Genomic DNA, 19,844 nt, shown 5'->3' with positions numbered 1-19,844 from the left:
CTTCGCTGTCGCGCGACCGTTCGAGGTCGGCTTCATCGCCGGAAGCGGAGGCACCCTCGTCTTCTACACGTTCTCGGCTGGCGCAGGCTTCGCGTTCTGACGGCGAACACCGCGCCTCCCTCCGTCCCAACCGCGAGCGGCGCGAACCGCTCTCCACGGTAGCCACGATGAAGAAACCACGTCTCCTTCCGCGCGTTGCGGCCGCTCATTTCGCAGCCGGCGTGGCCTTGCTTGCGAGCGAGACCCGCGCCCACGCGGAGCCACCCGCACCTTCGTCGCCACCGGCGGTGTCCGAGCCCGCCCCGAGCGACGCATGGGGGCGCGCTATCCGGCGCGGCGCCAAGCAGGAGGGCATCAAAACGGAGGAGCAGCGAGCGGAAGACGAGGCGGAAGAGGCCAAGCTCATGGAGGAACGTCTCAAGCTCCGCTGGTCGGCGCACGGGGGCATTGGTCTTTTCGCTTCGAATGGGGCACAGTTCCCACCCGGCCGCCCCGAGCTCACCCTCGGGGCTGGACTGCGCAAGGGAATCTCCCGACTGTGGGACTTTCAGGCGCGCGCCTCGCTGAGCATCGTTCCCGCGACATCTACCCTATTGATTCCGAACGCCGACGCGACGTTCCGAGCTCATTTCGGAGAGGCTTCGCCCTGGTTCTTCGGCACGGGCGCGAGGCTTGGCGGTGTGGTCGGCGGGGGGGGAACGCGGGGCCGCTTTTCCAGGCCCTCCTCGAGATCGGCGTGGTGGTCGCGGACCACATCGAGATCGCCGCCCGCCCGACGTTCGGAATAATCACCCACAACTTCAGTGCCGCCCTCGGCTTCACGGTCGCCGGCGGGTACGTGTTCTAGTCAGGTTCAGGCCAATCCAACAGAGGCCTCACCGCGTGCGCGGGACTAGTGGGAGCGCGATGCGCTGCTGAATGTTGTCGCGGTCGATGGTCGGGTTCTGGCGTCCGGCGCTGCGTTGGGAGACGGCGCGGCTCACCGAGTCGCGGAGCTCGCGGGTGTTGAGCCACCCGTCGCGATCGACGTCGGCGGAGCTCGCCGAGAGGCTCGCGATGAGCTCGTAGGTGAAGAAGCCGTTCTGGGTGTCCTGGCTCTCGTACGAAGACTCGGTGCCCTGCGCAGAGGCCAGCACGATGGCGCCGCTTCGTCGTGAAACGTCGCTGTAGACGTAGCGGTCACGCTGGCTGAGGTAGCTGCGTCGGAGGTTAGTCGCCGTGGTGGGCGCGGGGCCGGCCTTCGCGCCGGGCGCCGCGCTGCCGCCCGTGTCGACCCGCAATCCTCGAATGGCGCGCGAGCGGAGGCCTCGAGCACCGCCCGCTGGAAGCGCAGCGCGCGCATCCCGTTCGTCGTCGAGCTCACCCGACTCGCAGGTATCGAGCAGCACCAGTCTGCGCCGCGCACGGATCCCCTGCACCAGCCCCTCCACCACGTCGAAGTTCACCGCCGTCTCAGCCAGGCGATTCACCTCCGTCGCGTGGACCACGTAGTAATAGGTGCCTTCACGATCGCCTGCGTGCACGCCGTGCCCTGCGATGAAGACCACCACCGTGTCATCCACGCCCGCCGCCTCGAGGAAAGCTTTGGCGCGAACGAAAGCCTCCGGGCCGACCTCTTCGTTCTGGAAGGTCTTGACCTCGACCCGGTCGAACTCCCGCTTGGCACTTCCCAGAACGCGCCCAAGGTCCTGCGCGTCCTTGTGAGCGAACTCGAGATCGAGGCGCTCATCCTTGTACTTCGACACCCCAAAACCAACGTAATAGAGCGAGCCTCTGGTCTTGTTCGTATATTCGACGACCGTCTGGGCGCGATACGACTCGACACCAACACCATTGGTGCAGCTCACCTCGATTCGGTTCGTGCCTTCGGTCAGCTCGATTCGCTCCGTGAGGGCGCGCTCCTTGCCGTCGATCTCTTTTCCGGAGGCGCCGAACAACGGCACGTCGTTGACGTAGACGTTGTAGCGCTTGAGCGGGAAGGTGGTGTCCTTCAGCTTGAGCTGCAAGTCGACGACCTTCCCCTCGGTCTTCACGCGGACGATGGTGGCCTCGGGGACGTGAAGATCGCTCCTCAGCCGCTCTGCCGTGAGCCCCGCTCGCCGCAGACGACGCTCGAAGCGGCTCTCGTAGTGCGCGAGCACCGCTGGGGTGCCCAGGCCGAAGCGACGAAGAATGACGTCGGGCCGGTTGTTCTTGATCGCGAACTGGTCGACCGCGAAGACCTCGAGCCCCTTGACCATCGCCACGAGGTCCGCGCCGCTGCGCGAGGCGTCGAAATACCCGTCATCCGTATAGATGAGCCACTCCCCGCCCGCGTCGAGCAACGTCGCCGAAGACCCTGTATCGATATTGGCAAGCCGCACAGCGCCGTCCGCCGTGCCGCTGGCATACAGCCGACCGCGAGGTGGCGCGGCGATGCTGGTGACGGCGCCACCGTGGCCTTCGATCTTGCGGAGCAACACCCCGAGCTCGGTGTCCCACACGTGAACGTCGCCGTCGACGGTACCGATGAGCAGCGCTCGCCCGTCGTTGAGGAAACGCGCGCTCGTGACGTCGCGCGACGTGGCCGCGATCTCCCGCGTTCGACCCGACTGAAGATCCCAGACGTTCAGCGAAGAAGACAAGAGATCGCCCACGAACACGAAGATACGGCTGCCTTCGAGGCGCAGCACGACAACGGCCCCCGCGGGAACCGGAAGCGGAGACGCACGGGTCATGGCCCGCTGCAACGATCCGTCCGCGGTCTTCCACAATCGAAGCGTACCTGCGCCATCGAGCGTCACCAGGGTGGTGCCATCGCTCGAGAGGGTCCACCCCGCGATGTCCTCGGGTCGCGCAGGAATGGTGACGACGGTGCGCTCGGTGTCGAGGTCGACGAGGGAAATCTGCGCGCCGCGCCCGACCAGCGCCTTCCCCTGGTCAAACGGGGATGCGCTACCCGCCCAGACGCCCAGGTCTGACTTGGGGCGCCCGCTCTCCGCAGACATCGTTCGCACGTGGTTGTCGGCAGTTTGGGCCCCGATGAGTCGTCCGCTCTCCGAGATTCCGAGGTGTCTGCCCAGGCTGCCGGGCTCGTCGGCAAAGTGGCGCGCGCGATACAACGTGGGAGTGTTCCAGAGCGTGGCGCCCTTCACCCCGCCCGAGACGAGGTGCGCGCCGTCTGCCGAGAACCCGAGCGCGTCGACACGCAACGAACGGCCAGCAAATTTGCGCGTCAGCGTTCCGGTCGTGAGATCGAACAAGTTCACGCTCGCGTCCGCGTTGCTGGTGAGCGCGATGCCTGCCTCCGGCGTGAGGGCGCCGAGCGTGATTCCCCTCGATGAAACCGTGCGTAGGAGCCTGCCGCTCGCGTCCCATACTTTAATTCCCCCTTCAGCGGGTCCCCCCGTGACGAGGGCTCCGCTGTTGCGAACCGCCGCGAACGCGACGGCGCCCTCATGAGGCCCGAACACGCGGGGAGGAAGGACACCGCTCACGTTCCAGACTCGTGCAGATCGATCGCGGCTCGCGCTGACCAGGAGCTTTCCGTCGCTCGAGAAGGCAATCGATTCGATGGAATCGGAGTGCCCCGCGAAGGCACGCAGCTCGGTGCGGCGCGCGACGTCCCAGAGGTGGACCTTCCTGTCTTCGCCTGCGGTCGCCAGCGTCGTCGCGTCAGGCGAGAGCGCACACGTCGTGAGTATTCCGTGGGTGGTGAACGACGAGAGCATCTTGGCCTTCGCGATGTCCCAGGTCATCACTTCGCCGCTCTCCGCGCACGAGAGGGCGTACTTTCCGTCCCCGAAGAGCGCTAGCCCACGCACGACCGTGGTGTGCCCTTCGAGTCGCCGCGATCGTCTCCCTTCAACGAGATCCCACACGCCGATCGCGAAGTGGTTCTTCGCGTGCTCGTCGTCGAGCTTGCCGCCCAACTTGAGCTCACGATAGACGGTCACCTCGTCGACGCCAGCCACCAGCGCCGTCCGGCCGTCGGAGGAGAGCGCCGCCGAACGTATGGTGGCCGGAACGAACAGCGTGCGCACCAGCCGCTTGGTCGCGAGGTCCCAGTGCGCGAGCATTCCGTCTTCGCCTGCGCTGACTGCGTAGCGACCGTTTGCTGCTACGGCGACCGCGAGCGCGGGCATTCCGTGCCCTGCCTGGGGCACGAAACGAACGTCGCCCAGAGCCGGCGCCGCGGCTGCGTTCGACTCGGCGGGAACGAAGCCGCGGCGCACCGACTTGGGCGGCGGAGCGCACGCGGCGAGGGCGGCGGTGAGAGCGAGGGCGACCAGGAGGAGGCGCTTCAGCACCTTCTCGTCGTAACACTTCACGCGCGCTACCTAGGGACAATTCCTCTTGTCACGCGGCGACGCGCGTGCGGCCCCGACCGAGCTCACTTCGTGTGAAGATAGTCGAACGTCGCGGTAACCATGTCGTCGCCAGGCTCCGTCAAGGTGCGGCTTGGGTTTGCCTCGACTCGAAGCCCGCGTCCGCGCACGCAGCCCGCTTTCGGCTCGCCCTTCTTGAACGTGAGCCCACGCGTGCACTCCGCTCCCGACCCCACCCTCTCGAGGCTCTCGTTCACGGCGGAGGTCCCCGAAGCGACGGAGGCCTCGAGTGCGTCGATCGGTGTGACGGAGGCGACCACGAAGAGTCTCTCTTTCGTACCGACGTCACGCGAATCGAGCACGAAGGAGCCCGTGCCCTCCGGGATGCGGAGCCGTACCCCGGCTGGAAGGGGATTTTTCTGAACGATCTCCTTGTTCGGAAAGACGACCTCCGTCTTTCCTCCCATCGTCTTCGTGAAGAAGTAGACGTACGCGGTCTTGCTCGTCGAGAGCGTCGCGGCCAAGCGCGCTCCCGTCGGGAGCGAGACGCCCGAATCGACCGGTCGGTAGTCCGCGTCCGCCGGGCGCTTCGCCTCCAGCGTGAAGTCGAGTGAGAGCCCGTTCGGGTCGTCTCCGACCACGAGCTTCTCGTAAGCCTCCGCGATGGCGCGGCCCCGGGCCGGAGCGGGTGTCTTTGCGATGTCTTCGCGGGCAGAACCGATGCGCTGAAGCTGGGCGCGTAGCTGAGCGCTCTCGGTCGCATAGCGTTCCTTGCTGAGCACACACTTGTTGTACTCGTCGCAAAGGCGACGCGACGCGGCTGCGTAGCGCTCCACGGAGTTGTCGAGCGCACGAAGTGCAGTGGTCTCGTGCGACGCGTTCGCGCTAGCCGTGCCGAGCACGGAGAAGCCTCCGCCGGCCTTGGTGGCGTCGTAAGAAAACTCTGCCTCGCAGACGAGCTGCTCGCGCGCCGCGCCGTCGCAGCTGCGAGGCTCGGATGCGCCACGGCCGCCGCAGGCGAAGACAGTCGATGTGATGACGGCGGCTAGAGCGGAGGCGTGCCGTGTTGGTATGTTCATGTACTTACTCTCGTTGGACGGGAGCGGTGTCCCGACGAAGTTGGCCTAAGGTGTCCCGACTGAAAGTTGCATTCGGAGGATGACTTTGCTCGCTGCAGTGCTCTTGCCAAAGGACAACGCACTCGCGGCTTGCTGAATGCAAAACGTGAGGTCGGCAGCTCCAGACACGCGCCCGGAGACTCCCTCCACGCCACCGTCTGCGCGAACGCTGAGTGTGACCTGCACCGGCCCTTGCCACGCAGGATTCCTAGCGAGCTCCTTCTCATAGCAGGACTTCGTAGGCCCCAGCAGTCGCTGAAGACCATTGGCGGCGGCGGCCTTGCCCAGAGGTCCGGTCTCGACGGTAGAGCTGACCGGAGCGACGGTCGGCCCCAACCGCGCTGGAGGCGCAGGGGGCGTGGGATTTGGGCCAACGGGTCGCGGTCCTGCGCTTGGTTTCGGTCCGGCGGGTCCTGGGCTGCTCGCGACCGTCGAAGGGAGTGCTGACGGAGCACTGTCGACGGGGGCGGGGTCGACCGCGCGCCGGGCCTGGCTGCTCGCGCTCGGAGCCAACGGCGGGCCTTCTTGCTGCGACTGACGAACGGCGAGTGCGCTGCCAACACCCAGGAGCGCCAGTGCAAGGAAGACGGCCGTCGCCACCCACGGTAAGCGCGAGGCCTTGGGCAGCAAAGCGCTCGTGGCCTGAACACCGGTGTGGTGCGCTGATGGGGGCGGAGCAGACACCGGTACGTCGGGCCGAGGAGCAAAAGCCATGGAGCCCACCGCCGAGGGGCCGAAGCTCTGCGCGCTCTCGGCTGGCGGATGTCCTCCCGCCGCACCCTTTTGTGGCCGCGGCGCGGAAGGAATGGCTATTGGGAAAGAGGCGGCAAGTGGTGAAGGCCCAAATCCAACGATGCCGGGCGGCGGAGTCTCGAACAGCGCGATGAGCGCATCGAGTGCCGTGCCGCCGTCCGCGAAGCGAGAGTTGGCGTCCCTGGCGAGGCAGGTCCGAAACCACGGATCGAACCCGCGCGGAAGGCGGGGGCCGCCCGGGCGAAGCGAGGGGGGGTCCAGCTCGCGAGTTGTTATGTCGTAGAGGAGTGACGCGAGGTCCCCGGTGCCGTCCGGGTGAATCCCCTTCCAGTAGTGGGTACCCGTGAGGAGGTAGAACACGATGAGTCCAAGTGACCAAACGTCCGTGCCAGCCGACACGTGGCCGCGCGAAAGTTGCTCGGGCGAAGACCACAAAGGCGTACCAAGCGCCGCTGTGGTCAGCGCGCCCGAGAGAAGGAGCTTTGCAATGCCAAAATCAAGGACCTTGAGTACGCTTACGTCAGCCGAGTCTGAGGCGCGCGCCAAGAAGAGGTTCTCGGGCTTCAAATCTCTATGCACGACGCCCGCGCTCGCGGCACGCGCCATAACCTGGGCGAGCGCCTTGATGTGCGGGCGCAGCTCTGCCCACGCCATCGGCCCCCCACGCTTGATACGGGCCCCAAGGTCTTCACCGCTGAGCAGCTCCATACAAAGCCAAGGAATGCCTGTGGGCGCGTCGACACCTGCGCCTATCACGTCGACCGTATGCGGCGTCTCGAGGCGGGCCGCGATGCGCGCTTCCAGGGAGAATCGCTCGCGAAGGGATGGTTCCTCGAAGAACTCGCGTCGCATCACCTTCAGGGCGCGGCGTCGGTCCGTGCTGAGCTGGCGAACGACGAAGACGCTGCCCATCCCGCCACTCTTCAGGTGCGACTCGACGAGGAACTCGCCCGCGAATGTCGACCCGATCGTTAGCATATCGAAAATTCCTTCGGGGAGGCGCGGGTGGGGTGTCGAGGCGACTTCGCCGCGCCTCAAGCGGTCGACCGTGGTCGACTTACATGGGCGTCGCGAAGCTCAATGGCCGACTTGCATCGCAAAGCAGCCGGCCAGAGCCTTTCGGACCCCTTCGCCACTTTGAGCGCCCACGCCTTCGCGCCTTCCTGGTCTTCCGTGCGTTTGCTCATCGCGTGCTGCATCCGTGTGTGGGGCGCGGTGCGGCAGCTTAGAGGGAGCGACCCTCCGATGTCACCCGGGATCTTGGCCCGGCGAGGGCGCAGGTGGCGTCAACGGTTCTTCGGGTCCGCGCCGAGGCGGGAGAGCCCTTGCCGCTCCTCCGTCCTGAGAACGTCCCGTCGCTCGCCGGTGCCGGCCTCGGCGCGGCGGACCCACTCGCGGAGGGCCGTCTCCGTCAGGTCGACCCACGGGTCACCTCCGCGACGGGCTTGCCGCTCTTGGCCCTGGGCACCGGCGGAACGGCCATGGTGCCCGTTGCTGCTGCTGCTCCTTTGTCTGCTTCATGTGCGCGCGCCAGGTGCTTGATGGCGACGTCCGCCCCCTTCGTGAAGCATCGCGAAGGCGCGCGCCAACGGCGGGCTGGGCATCGCGGGCGAGAAGTGTCCGCGCCACGGGCGATGCCCCGGGACGGCGGCGTGGGGGTCGCGCTGCCGTGCGGGGCATCCGGTGTGCGTGATGGTTAATCGAAGCGCGTGAGGGGCTCGGCGACGCGGGAGTATCCGTCCAGCCAATGGGGCCGCTCCGGGGCGGGGATTCCGGTTGCTCCGATCGGCAGGATCTGGGCAGGCGGATCGCCGGCACCGCGGCTCGCCGGCTGCTCCGCGCTCACGCGCTGCGACGACACGCACCTCACGAAGGGAAGCCATCATGACCGAGGGGTCGTCCCGGGGTCGTCCCGGGGTCGTCCCCGGCTCGTCCCCCGTCCCTCGACGGGCCTCCGCCGTGAACCGGAAAGCGACGACCTGGCCATAGGCGGGGCGTTCTTCTGCGGTTCAGGGACCCATTCGGTCGCACCAGGAGTGCTACCTTCGCGGCCCATGGCGCAGACACGGACGGTGCAGGTTGGGGACACTCTCGGCGGTCACTTCCGGATCGACGGGCTGGTCGCCGAGGGAGGGATGGGCATCGTGTACCGAGGCACGAACCTCGGGACGGGGAAGGCGTGCGCGATCAAGGTGATCCTGCCGCACCTGGCGGACCGATCCGGGGTGCTCGACCGGTTCCAGCAGGAGGCGCAGATCGGAGCGACCATCGGAGAGAGCCCGCACATCGTGAGCGTGCTCTTCGCGAGCGTCGACGCGGAGCGCCGCGTTCCCTACTTCGTGATGGAGCTGCTCGTGGGGGAGAGCGTGGAAGCGCTCATCGCCCAGCCGCTCGAGGCGACGCAGGTGTGCACGCTCGTAGAGCAGCTCGCCGAGGCGCTGGACCAGGCGCACGAGCGGGGCGTGGTGCACCGGGACCTGAAGCCGAGCAATCTGTACGTGACGCGGGACAGGAAGCAGCGTCCGGTGCTGAAGGTGCTGGATTTCGGCATCGCGAAGCTGCTGGAGGGCGCGGGCACGGCGACCGAGCTGGGGACGCCGGCGTACGCGGCGCCGGAGCAGCTCGGCCCGCTGTTCCGGCGAATGGCGCTGAAGAGCGGAATCGAGATCGCCGATCACGTGACGCCGCAGACGGACCTTTGGGCGATGGGGCTGATTACGTACGAGATGCTCGTGGGCGGCAAGCCAGGGCAGTACTGGGACGCGACGACGGCGCAGGAGATTGGCGCGGCGATGACGATGGCGCTCACCTCACGCGCGCCGGCGAGCGAGCGCGCGGGGGACCGTGCGAGGCTCTTGCCGGGGGGCTTCGACGGGTGGTTTCTTCGGTGTCTGGAGATGGACGCGAGGAAGCGGTGGTCGAGCGCGGGGGAAGCGGCGGCGGCGTTGGCCGCGCTCACCACGGGCGCGAACACGCTGCGCGCGCCGGAACCGGGGAGGCCGAAGGGGGCGATCGGGGTAGCCGGCGTGGTGGGTACGTCGCTGGACCACCTCGCGGACTTCTCCCCCCAGGCGCCCGCCGTCCTCGCCGCGACACCCGCGCCGACGCGGCCGAGACGCAAGTCCGAGGGCCCCGAGACCCAGCTCGGCGCGGCGATCCCGACGTACCTCCCGGAGACCCGACCGAGCCCACCGCCTAGCCCGCCGTCGCCGAGGGCCGGGAGCCGGGGCAAGCTGGGGGCCGCGGTGGTCGGCACGCTGGTGGCGATCGGGGTCGTCGGGGGGGTGCTCGGGCGAAGCAGGCCGCCGAGCGACGCGAGCGTTGCTCCGTCGAGCACGGGGTCCTCGATGCCCTCGCCGCCGGTGGCCAGCGTGCCCTCCAGCGAGCTCGCCAAGGTCGCTTGGGCTTCGAGCTCGAGCGGCGCCCCCCATTCAGGCACGGACTCCGGCGTGTCAGCTATCGGTGCGCTCGACGGCGGCGACGATGCCGCGAGGTCCACGAACCTCGTGGCAACCGTGCACGCCCCCGCGACGGTCCCTTCCGCGGCGGCTCGGGGTGTGGCGCCGAAGGAACCCGTACGCGTCAAGACGCCAGAAGAACAGGCGGCGGCGGCGGAGGTGCGGATGATTGCGGTTTGCAAGGGCAACCTCCCGTACCTGACCCCGGACCAAGAGAGAAATCTAAAGATGCTTGAGATGTCGGGCCGACCCGAGCTCGAAGCGAAGGCCGCCGAAGTTCGCGACACGATGACGGAACAGAAGCGCACGAAGTGCGACCAGCTGCGGGCTGCCGGGAAGCTCTGAAGCCTCTGCTTGTCGAGCCGCTCCCTCTCGGAACGAGCCGTGACATAGGGCCGGAACCACTCGCGGGAAGGTGCGAGAGGGACCACCGCGGTGACCTCCTTGCCCTCGATCGGATACACGAAAAAGATCGAGCTCATTCTGTCCACACCGGGCAGGTTGCGAGTACCCGTCGACCCCGTCGCATCCGTTCAGCGATTTGCGCCTTTGCCCTCCGTGATAGATGCCTTCCCCGAGGATGCCCCAAATCAGGGGACCCGCCGTGTCCGGCTTCGTCAGCGCTTGCGCGCGCCGAGCACTAGCATCGTGACTCCGGCGATGCCGAACAGAGTGCCCGCACCGCCGAATATAGGCTCTTTGTCAGAAGTCGGGCTGCGTGGGAGCGCATAGTTTGTTAGGCCGCCCGACCGAGTGGGAGAGGCGGGTTAAGGCCGAGAGCGAGGAAGCGTCTGATCCCGTCCCTCTCGCGGATGGGGTTCGCCGTCATGAAGCGCAACTTGCGTAGGAGGTATGCGTGGTCTCGGTATCCGCGGGCCCTTCGGACCAGCGTCTCCCAGTTGTTGTTGAGCGCTTCGACTCGCCCAACAGCGGGGCGGTGCTCGGCCAAGGCAACGATCTCGTTGTACCGCTCATTGAGAGTATCGTGCAGTCGGCGCAGCGGACGGATGCTGTGCCGGTTGGTCCGACGAAGGATGCGGTCGAGCCCCGCCTTCATCGCGCTTCGATCAGGCGCTCGCAGGACTTCGCGGAGCTCCTCCTTGATCTGGTAGGCGCGAGCCAAGGTCTTGTTGTGCGCGAGGAGCATCTTCAGGTCGGCGCGCTGGTCTTCACTCGTGCGCTCCCAGGCGCGGAGCAGGAGCCAGCGGCGTCCCTTGCCGACGGCGCGCAACTCGGGGCCCGCGCGGAAGAAGACCTCGCGACGGAGCTCGTCGAGCATGGCCCCGGCGAGCTTCATGATGTGAAACGGGTCGTGCACCACGGGAGCGTGCTCGAGGCCCGGAACGCCGTCGACCGCGTTCCAAAAGCCCCGGTGCAGGTCCATGGCGAAGAGCTTGATGGTGCTTCGCTGCTCGAGCGACAGGCTTTCGAGCCAGCCCCGCAGCGTCGCTTCGCTTCGGCCATGGCCGATCCACACTGGCTCGCCCGTCTCCAGGTCGCTCACGATCGTGACGTACTTGTGGGCAAGGTGGTGGCGGCGGCCGAGCCACTTCTCGTCGACGCCGACATGACGGAGCGGGCGGGTCGGACAAGTCGCCTCCCACCGCGCGAGCGCGCGCTCTTCCGCGCGGTGAACGGTCAGCCAGCTGAGGCCGTGAAGCGCGGCGACGTGCATGACCGGCATGGACGCGGCCTCGACTGCGAGGCGCTGCTGCAGGCGCCTACTCTGCCGCTGGTAGGGGTCGGCCCACGCGACCATTTCGGTCGTCGCCGTGCCACACGTTCGGCACTTTACCCGGCTGGCGGCATACTCGATCTCGACGGGGTGGTCGCCCCACGGCAGGTCCGCCCAGCGCCGCGGCTTCCCTTGCTCGTGGATGCGGGGGCACCTCTCCGTGCACCGGCCGCACCGCCGAACCCATCGACGCTCGACAACGAGCACGACCTTCGTCTCGCGAAGCGCGGCGTACAGCCGGCCGGGCGTCACCCGTTCGCCGGTAGCGTTCTCGAAGTAGGCCTCCTTCACACGCCACCCATCGAAGCCGAGAATTTCTGTAAGAATACGAGCGCGCTGCCCCATCCGGTGTCCTCCAGGCTGCTTTTCACAACCCGATGGATGCCACCGCACGGTGCGGAATGGGTGGGGGAGCGCACTCTCACGCCCAAGATCGCCGCCGCTCGAGATCGACCCCGCGCCTCAGGCCGGCGCCCGAGGCGCAACCCGCCCCTTTCACGTGCTCGAGCGACGAAAGGCGCTCGGAACCCTGCCCGACTTTCGAGAAAGAGCGCGAATATACTCATCCTCTTCTCCCACGATTCGGTGAGGAACGAAGAACCAAGGTCCAGCGAGCTGAGCGCTTGCCGCGCCGAATAAGCGTAGAGCAACATTGCGACGGTCGCGGCCCCGAGCGCAATCACGCCGAGAACCAAGAGCCCGACATTGCGCTGCGGCGCCCGCGGAGCCTGCTGGCTGTTCGCCATTTGGCCTGGTTGATTCATGGGGCGACGGTAAGCGGAAGCGACAGCGAGGGTCAAGCGCCAGGCCAGCCCCCGTCGACCCCGTCGCATCTGATCAGCGACTTGCGCCGTTGCCCTCCGCGCGAGCGCGCTCCCGTTCGCCCGATCCGCGCCGTCGCGCATCGGCTCATGGCCACGGCCCGCCGGCCAGGCGAGAAGCTCGCCCGTCGAGACTTGGCCTACAAGGACCACTACGCCCCCAAGCCCGAACGCGAACCCGAGCGCCACGCCGCGTACGATGCGATAGCCGCTCTCGATCTCGAACGTCCGTGCAGCCATGGAACTGGTACTTCAACGTTCGCCCGCTCGGGATTCCCCACGACGACTCGTGCTCGACCGTTGCTGGCCGTCGTAGTCCACGCCTGTTCCACTCGTCTCGAACGGGCCGCCCTTGGGCGCGCGGCCTCTCGGGCATGCGCCCGCATGCAGGTTGCTCGGGTTCGGCAACCTCCGTGCCAGGGCCGAAACCGGCTCGGCGCGGCCACCGGCCACCGTGCAGGTGCCTCGAGCCACGCCGTCCCGCCATGCGCCAGCTCTGGGAGAGTGGCTTGTTTCGCCTACGCTCTCGGCACCCGCGTCGTCTTCGCCGCTCGGTCCGTTCCCCAACGATCCGCCGAAACGGCTCATGCCCAGCGTGGCTTCGTGTATAGAACAGCGTGGGAGAGAAGCATGCAGGGCCTAGCCGTACGAATCCCCTCTGTTGCGCTCGTCGCGCTCGCCACGTTCACAACGCTGGCCTGCGCGGACGTCACCACCTACACGTTCCCCGTCGCGCAGCCGCCTTCGACGAAAATCGATCTCTTGCTCATGATCGACAATTCACGCTCTATGGGCGACAAGCAGGCCCTTCTGGCTGAGGCCGTACCGGAGCTCATCCAGAGTCTCGTCACGCCTCGCTGCGTGGACGCCGACGGAAAGCCGAACGGCACTCGCGCCGACCCGGCGGCGGGAGAGGGGCAGGAGTGTGCGACGGGCCGGGCCGAGCACAGGCCCATCTCCGACATTCACGTCGGCGTGGTCACCTCGTCGATGGGAGGCTTTGGGTCCGACAGCTGCCCGACCGACGCCACGAGCCCTGTGGACCCGAGCCTGGTAGCCCACAACGACGACAAGGGTCGCCTCGTCAACCGCTCCGGCGTCAAGGAAACGGCCATCGCGAACGCGAGCCCATCGAACTTTCTCGCGTGGTTCCCCTCCGTGAAACGCAACGAGACGACGAGTCCCTCGCCGGGCGCGACGCCCTACACCTCGCTGGACGAGCTCAACGGTGCGTTCTCGGGGCTCGTCGCCGGCGTGAAGGAACACGGCTGCGGGCTGGAGGCGCAGCTCGAGAGCTTCTACCACTTCCTCGTGCAACCAGACCCGTACGAGCGGATCGTCCGCGAGGGCAACACCGCGAGGTACGCGGGGACGGACCAAACGATCCTCCAGCAGCGCGCGGACTTTCTCCGCCCAGACTCACTCGTCGTCGTCGTGCTCTTGACCGACGAGGACGACTCTTCGGTTGATCCGCTCTCCCTCGGCGGCCAGGGGTGGGCGTTCATGAACACGGTCTTTCCGGCCTCGGTTGGCGTGCCGGGCGCGCAGCGTGACCCAAGCCGCGGCGGCTCGACGGCGCCCAAGGGCAACTCAGCGTGCGATACCAATCCTGCCAGCCCAGACTGCACCTCGTGCGGCTTCAAGGACTCGCCGGTCGTCAAAAACGACCCTCGCTGTAAGGAAAACGCTGGGTTTTATGGCAAGAACGACGACGACATGAACGTTCGCTTCCACAAGATGAAGAAGCGATATGGCGTCGATCCGCAATACCCCATCCAGCGCTACGTCGACGGTCTGTCCAAGACCCAGGTCCCCGACCGCCTGAGTGAGCACGACGCGAATGGCAACTACGTCGGCCAAGCGAATTGCCGAAACCCCCTCTTCTCGAAGAACCTCCCGACCTCGGCAGAGGGCGAGAGCGATGGGAGACTCTGCACCCTCGAGAAGGGTCCCCGCACGCCCGATCAGGTCTTCTTCGCGGTGATCGGCGGCGTACCGCACGACCTACTTCACTTTGATCCGAAGGACTCCGGGCGGAGCAAGCTCAGCGAGAATGACTGGGTCAAGATCCTCGGCAGCGACCCCGCCAGGTACAACCTCGAAGGCATCGATCCTCGGATGGATGCTTCCATTGTTCCGCGCGCTGGCCGACCAGCGCCGAGCTCAACCCCTGGGAACAACGAAGAGGCGGGGCAGCTACGCGACTGGGACACGAAGGGGCGAGACCTGCAATATGCATGCACCTTTCCGCTCAGGCTCCCGGCGGCGTGTGGGGTCTCCAACCGCGAGACCTGCGACTGCGACGGCTCGAAGAACCCGCCGCTGTGCTCGTCGGCCACCATCCAGAGCCGCGCCAAGGCCTACCCGACGACGCGTGAGCTGCGCGTTGCGCACGCCCTGAAGGACCAGGGCATCGTCGGCTCGATCTGCCCCATCACCGCCGCCGCGGCCGACAAGGAGGTCGATGGAGCGCCGAATCCCCTCTACGGATACCGGCCCTCAATACAGATGATCGTGGATCAGCTGAAGCGTGCGGTCCGCGCGCGTTGAGGGTCACGAGGTCGGCGGCGAGGAACGGGCTCAGTGGTTCGCGTACCACGCCGCGAGCCTAGCCGCCAAGCGAGGTGCGCCCCGCGATCCCCATCGTGCGCGTCGACGCGCAGGGCCTGCTGCATTTCGTCGAGCGCATCGCCACCCGGGACGCGCAGAAGCTTGTGTGCAATACACCGAACCTCCCGCTCCCGTTCTTGGTGCACGAGAAGGAGCTGTTCACCCTCGAGTGGCCCATCCGGTTCGAGCGCCCGAGCCCCATCGTGTTCACCGGCCCGACGAGCGGGCGCGGCCCTGTGCCAACATCACGTGAGACAGCCTGCTCTGGAAATCTCTGTACCGATGGGCGGAGAATGGTGCCTCGATCGTGCCGAAGAAATCCCATGGTCTCGAAGCCGGTGGCAAAAGAACACGACGGGGTGGTCGCTCGCGCGGGCTCCCACCGGCGGCCTGCGTAGCCGCGTAGAGCACGTCGACGCGAGCGCCCGCGGCCCGCGCGTCGTCGAGCGAGCGCGCGCGGCCGGGGACCCGCAGCATGTCGCCGTAGGTGAGCACGTGGTGGCCCGCCTCTGCCAGCGCCACGCGGGCGCCTTCGGAGCGTCCGCGCGCGCGTCGCCCGGCGAGAGGCCCTCGAGATCTTCGGACGCCATGGCCTCGAAGAAGGCGAGCGTCTCGGCGAGGTCCTCGGGGGCGATCCTTCGGATAGCGAAGCCTACGTGGACGAGCACGTGATCGCCGGTTCGTCCTCGCGCGCGAGCCCCGCCGCGCGATCGACCGCCGCGCTCGCGGGCTCGGTCAGCGCGAGCACAGCGGCCCACGCTTGGCCGAGCGCGAGGCCGCCGTCGTTCACCGGCACGTCCCTCGCCATGACGACGGTCTCGGCGCCGAGCCGCGCGACGAGGCCCCGCTCGAGGAGCCTGTTCTGAAGCGCACCACCCGAGAGCACCACGCGCCGGAGGCCGGTCTCGGCGAGGGCTCGCGCGGCCACGGTGCACGTCGCCTCCACCACCGTCGCGTGGACGCGCGCCGCGACCCAGCCCGGCGCCGCGCCTGCGAGGAGGTCTTGCACGACGGCGTGGACGGTGGGTCGTGGATCGATCTCGTTCGCCGCCGAGAGCGGACCGTCGAGCGCGAGGCGGGTCGGCGTGTCGATCGGGTAGGGTGGGGCGTCGCGGGGGTCGGCGTGCTCCTCCAGCGCGAGCGCGACGTGGCCGTCGAAGCCGGCGTGCGACAGCCCGAGCACCAGCGCTCCGAGCGCGTCGAACCACCGGCCGAGGCCTCGCGCGCGCGTGGTCGCGGCGCCCCCGTCGAGCGCGCGAAGCACCGTGTCGAGCCGCGCAGGCGTCTGCGCGCGAAAGACCTCGAACCGCTCGGCGAGCGCGCGCGCTTCGTCGCTCCCGAAGGCGTCGTGCAGCATCCCCAGGGCCGCGCGCCAGACGTCGCGGATCGCGCGCTCGCCGCCGGGCAGCGGCACGGGGCGGAACGCGCTCACGCGTTGCCAGCGCGCCCCGTCCACCGCGAGGAGCTCGGCGCCCCACGCGGTGCCGTCCGGCCCCCAGCCGGTCCCGTCGTACACGACCGCCAACACGGGCTCTCGCACGTGGATCTCAGCCAGCGTCGCGAGCGCGTGCGCGGCGTGGTGCTGCACGCCGACGCGGCGTCGCGCGGCCCGCGCGAGGGCGTACCGCGTGGACGCGTAGTCGGGGTGGAGGTCGTGCGCGAGCACCTCGGCGCGCACGCCGAGCAGCGCCTCGAACCCCTCCACCTCGCGGCGCCAAGCGAGCTCGCCCTCGTAGAGGCCAAGATCTCCCAGGTGTGGGGTGAGGTAGGCGAGGTCGCCGACCACGACGCACGCGGTGTTCTTTTGGTGGCCACCGACCGCGAGCACGGGCTCGGGCGACGCCCTCGGGAGGCGCACGGGGTGCGGCGCGAACCCGCGCGAGCGGCGGAGCACGCGCAGGCCGCGCGGCCCCGTCGCCACGACCGAGTCCTCCACGCGGCGCGCGATCGGTCGATCGTGGAGCAGCAGCGCGTCGACCAGGCCGGAGAGGTGCGTCAGCGCGCCCTCGTGGTCGATGATCGCGGGGCCCCCGCTCGCGTTGCCCGAGGTGAACACGAGCGGCCTCCCGGCCTCCGCGAGCAGCGCGGCGTGGAGCGGCGTGTAGGGCAGGAGCACGCCCGCGCGCAGCGAGGGGCCTCGCACCTCGCAGGCGATCGAGGCGCCGCGCGAGGGGGCCAGCACGATGGGTCGGGCCGGGGAGCAGAGCGCCTCGCGCGCCGCGACGTCGAGCTCTGCGAGGGCGAGCGCGGCCTCGAGGTCCGCGACCATCACCGCGAGCGGCTGCGTCTCCCTGCGCTTGCGTCGGCGGAGCTCAGCGACGGCCCGCGAGGAGGTCGCGTCGCACACGAGGTGAAACGCCCCGAGCCCCTGGACGCCCACGATCGCGCCGTCGCGAAGCGCCGCCGCCGCCGCCGCGACGGGCTCGCCCGCGGGCGTGGGGACGCCCTCCGGATCCGCGAGCCACACGCGCGGCCCGCACGCGGGGCAGGCGAGGGTCTGGGCGTGAAACCTGCGCGCGCTCGGGGTCGCGTAGTCGCGCGCGCACGCCGTGCAGAGCGCGAAGCCCGCGAGCGTCGTGTTCTGGCGGTCGTAGGGAAGCGCGAGGATCACCGCGAGGCGGGGACCGCAGCCCGTGCAGCTCGTGAACGCGTAGCCGTGGTGGCGATCGCTCGGCGACGCGACCTCGGCGAGGCACGCGGCGCAGGTCGCGAGGTCGGGCGGCAGGCCCATCGCGACGGGGCCGCTCGCGTCGCTCTCGCCGACGGTGAACCCGTGGGCGCCGGGCGGGAGCGACGCGAGCGGCGACCGGTGCACGCTCCGCACGACGGCGCCCGCGGGCGCCTCGCGCTGGAGCGCGACGCCGAGCGCGCGCAGCGCCGCGGGCGGGCCGTAGGCGTCGACGGTGACGCCGTTAGATGTATTCCACACCTTTCCGGAGAGCCCGAGCGCGCTCGCCACGCGGTGCACCCACGGCCGAAAGCCGACCCCCTGCACCACGCCCTCGAGCACGACCCGCTCGCCCGCCACCACGCCGCCGCCCGTCACGTCGGCGCCCTCCGCCCACTCGCCGCGCACCCGGCTCACGAGGTCGTCCACCGCCGCGTCGAGGTGAGCCGCCGCCCGCGGCGAGAGCGGCTCTCCGAGCTCGAAGCGCTCCCCGCGTATCGCGAGCGTCCATGCCTCGGGGGGCGTGCTCCCCGCCGGCTCCACCGCCCGGTACGCCTCGAGGAGGGCGCTCGGCGACATCGCGTGGCTCGACGTCGACGTGTCTCGGCGCGCCTCCTCGCGCAGTCGGAGCCGCCGCCACTCGAAGGGTGGCGCGGCCCGCACGCACGCGTCGACGAAGACCACGCGCGCTCGGCCCACGAGGTCGAGCGCGTGCTCGGGCTGGAGCTGAAAGTCGGCGAGCAGCTCCACCTCGCCGCGCGCGATCTCCGGGGCGAGCGAGGCGCTCACGCGGTCGAGGAGGGTGGGACCGAGGGCGTCGTCGCCGCGCGAGGGGTTGCCGACAGCGAAAAGGAGCAGCGGCGCGGGCGTCACGCCTCGCGCTCGCCGTCCCGCGCGAGGCGCTCGAGCAGCTCGCCCGAGGGCCCCACGATGTCGACGTGGAGTGGCATCTTTCCAAGCGCGTGCGTCGCGCACGACAGGCAAGGATCGAAGGCCCGAATGGCCACCTCGATGTGGTTGAGCAGCCCCTCCGTCGGCTCGCGTCCGTCCAGGAAGCGCCGCGCGACCTCGCGGATCGCCTCGTTCATCGCCTGGTTGTTGTGCGTGGTGGAGACGATGAGGTTGCACATGGTGACGAGATCGTCGTCGCCCACCTCGTAGTGGTGAATCAGGGTGCCGCGGGGCGCCTCCAGGATCCCCACGCCGCTCCGCTGTCGCGGGCCCGAGGCGACGAGCTCCTGGCCGAGGAGCTCGGGATCGGCGAGCAGCCGCTCGATGACCTCGGCGGCGTGGAGCAGCTCGATCATGCGCGCCCAATGGAACGCGAGCGGCGCGTGGATGAGGCGCCCGGGCGAGCTCGCGAGCAGCTCCTGCCGCGCGGCCTCCGCGCGCGGCGTGCCGACGCGATCGCAGTTCTGCAGGCGCGCGAGCGGGCCCACCTTGTACCAGCCGTCTTCGGCGCCACGCGACGCGATGAACGGGAACTTCATGTAGCTCCACGAGCGCACGTTCTCGCGCAGCAGGTCGTCGTACTGCTCGGGGGCGGCGCCGTCGAAGAGGAGCGCGCCGTCGGCGTCGCGCGCGCGGAGCACGCCGTCGTAGAGGTCGAGCTCGCCGTCGCGCCCCACGAGGGACAAGAGGCTCGAGCGCACCGTGCCGAACGTGTCGTAGAGCTCGCGGTTCGCGTTGTGGAGCTCGGCCACGAGGCGCACGCCGGCCTCGGCCCACGCGAGCATGTCGGGGAGGGGGCGGAGGAGCTCGTCGCGCTCGGCCACCGTGACGGCCTTGTTCACTCCGCCCGGGATGGACCCCGTGCCGTGGATGCGCTTGCCCGCCGTGACACGAATGACCTCTTGGCCGAACTTCCGCAACAAGATGCCCTGGCGCGCGATCTCCGGGTGAGCCGCGAGCACGCCCACCACGTTGCGTCGACCGGGCTCGCTCTCGAAGCCGAAGAGCAGGTCGGGCGAGGCGAGGTGATAGAAGTGCAGCGCGTGCGACTGCAAGATTTGTCCGTAGTGCATGAGCCGCCGCACGCGCTCCGCGGCGGGCGTGAGGGTGCGCGCGCCGACCACCTGATCGAGGGCCTTGGAGGCGGCGAGGTGGTGGCTCACGGGGCAGATGCCGCAGAGGCGCTGCACCATCACGGGCACCTCCCAGTAGGGTCGCCCCTGGATGAACCGCTCGAACCCCCGGAACTCGACGATGTGGAGGCGCACCTGGTGCACCTTGCGCTGCTCGTCGAGGAGGATGGTGACCTTGCCGTGCCCCTCCACGCGAGACACGGGCTCGATCACCACGCGCCGGAGCCCCTCGGGGTTCGCGGCTGTGTCGAGGGGTGAGTGGGGCGCATTCGGCATGGTGCGGTCTCCCG

Annotated in this window: 9 protein-coding genes; 2 read left to right on the top strand and 7 right to left on the bottom strand. The window is 68.9% G+C overall.

Features of this window, described 5'->3' with window-relative positions:
* Positions 1-875 precede the first annotated feature (875 nt).
* The 3 genes from IPQ09_15420 to IPQ09_15410 all read right to left on the bottom strand — a co-directional run bounded on the left by IPQ09_15420 (position 876) and on the right by IPQ09_15410 (position 7,156).
* Positions 876-4,310, bottom strand: coding sequence for a caspase family protein (locus tag IPQ09_15420; protein ID MBL0195585.1), 3,435 nt, complete (start codon positions 4,308-4,310; stop codon positions 876-878).
* A gap of 62 nt (positions 4,311-4,372) precedes the next feature.
* The gene (locus tag IPQ09_15415) at positions 4,373-5,386 is read right to left on the bottom strand and encodes a DUF4384 domain-containing protein (GenBank protein MBL0195584.1); all 1,014 of its coding nucleotides are present in this window, start codon (positions 5,384-5,386) and stop codon (positions 4,373-4,375) included.
* Between the two features lie 45 nt (positions 5,387-5,431).
* On the bottom strand, positions 5,432-7,156 hold the full coding sequence (locus IPQ09_15410) for a protein kinase (GenBank protein ID MBL0195583.1): 1,725 nt from the start codon (positions 7,154-7,156) through the stop codon (positions 5,432-5,434).
* Positions 7,157-8,232: 1,076 nt separating this feature from the next.
* Between IPQ09_15410 and IPQ09_15405 the strand changes: the two genes are divergently transcribed.
* The gene (locus IPQ09_15405; protein MBL0195582.1) at positions 8,233-9,981 is read left to right on the top strand and encodes a protein kinase; all 1,749 of its coding nucleotides are present in this window, start codon (positions 8,233-8,235) and stop codon (positions 9,979-9,981) included.
* A gap of 391 nt (positions 9,982-10,372) precedes the next feature.
* Here the strand turns inward: IPQ09_15405 and IPQ09_15400 are convergent, their stop codons facing one another.
* Complete coding sequence (locus tag IPQ09_15400; GenBank protein ID MBL0195581.1) at positions 10,373-11,716, bottom strand: ISL3 family transposase; 1,344 nt, start codon at positions 11,714-11,716, stop codon at positions 10,373-10,375.
* 1,106 nt (positions 11,717-12,822) lie between these two features.
* On the opposite strand from IPQ09_15400, the gene IPQ09_15395 reads away from it, so the two are divergent.
* Positions 12,823-14,742, top strand: a complete 1,920-nt coding sequence (locus IPQ09_15395) for a hypothetical protein (GenBank protein MBL0195580.1) — start codon at positions 12,823-12,825, stop codon at positions 14,740-14,742.
* 267 nt (positions 14,743-15,009) lie between these two features.
* On the opposite strand, the gene IPQ09_15390 is transcribed toward IPQ09_15395, so the two are convergent.
* The 3 genes from IPQ09_15390 to IPQ09_15380 all read right to left on the bottom strand — a co-directional run bounded on the left by IPQ09_15390 (position 15,010) and on the right by IPQ09_15380 (position 19,830).
* Complete coding sequence (locus IPQ09_15390; protein MBL0195579.1) at positions 15,010-15,324, bottom strand: hypothetical protein; 315 nt, start codon at positions 15,322-15,324, stop codon at positions 15,010-15,012.
* 130 nt (positions 15,325-15,454) lie between these two features.
* Positions 15,455-18,343, bottom strand: coding sequence for a carbamoyltransferase HypF (gene hypF, locus IPQ09_15385; GenBank protein ID MBL0195578.1), 2,889 nt, complete (start codon positions 18,341-18,343; stop codon positions 15,455-15,457).
* On the bottom strand, positions 18,340-19,830 hold the full coding sequence (locus tag IPQ09_15380; GenBank protein MBL0195577.1) for a Ni/Fe hydrogenase subunit alpha: 1,491 nt from the start codon (positions 19,828-19,830) through the stop codon (positions 18,340-18,342). The genes hypF and IPQ09_15380 overlap by 4 nt, the downstream gene beginning before the upstream one ends.
* Positions 19,831-19,844: the final 14 nt, after the last annotated feature.

The organism is Myxococcales bacterium, assembly GCA_016720545.1.
Classification (GTDB): Bacteria; Myxococcota_A; Polyangia; order Polyangiales; family Polyangiaceae; genus JAAFHV01.
The sequence above is the reverse complement of the archived record's forward strand: the minus strand, read 5'-3'. Positions and strand labels throughout refer to the sequence as shown.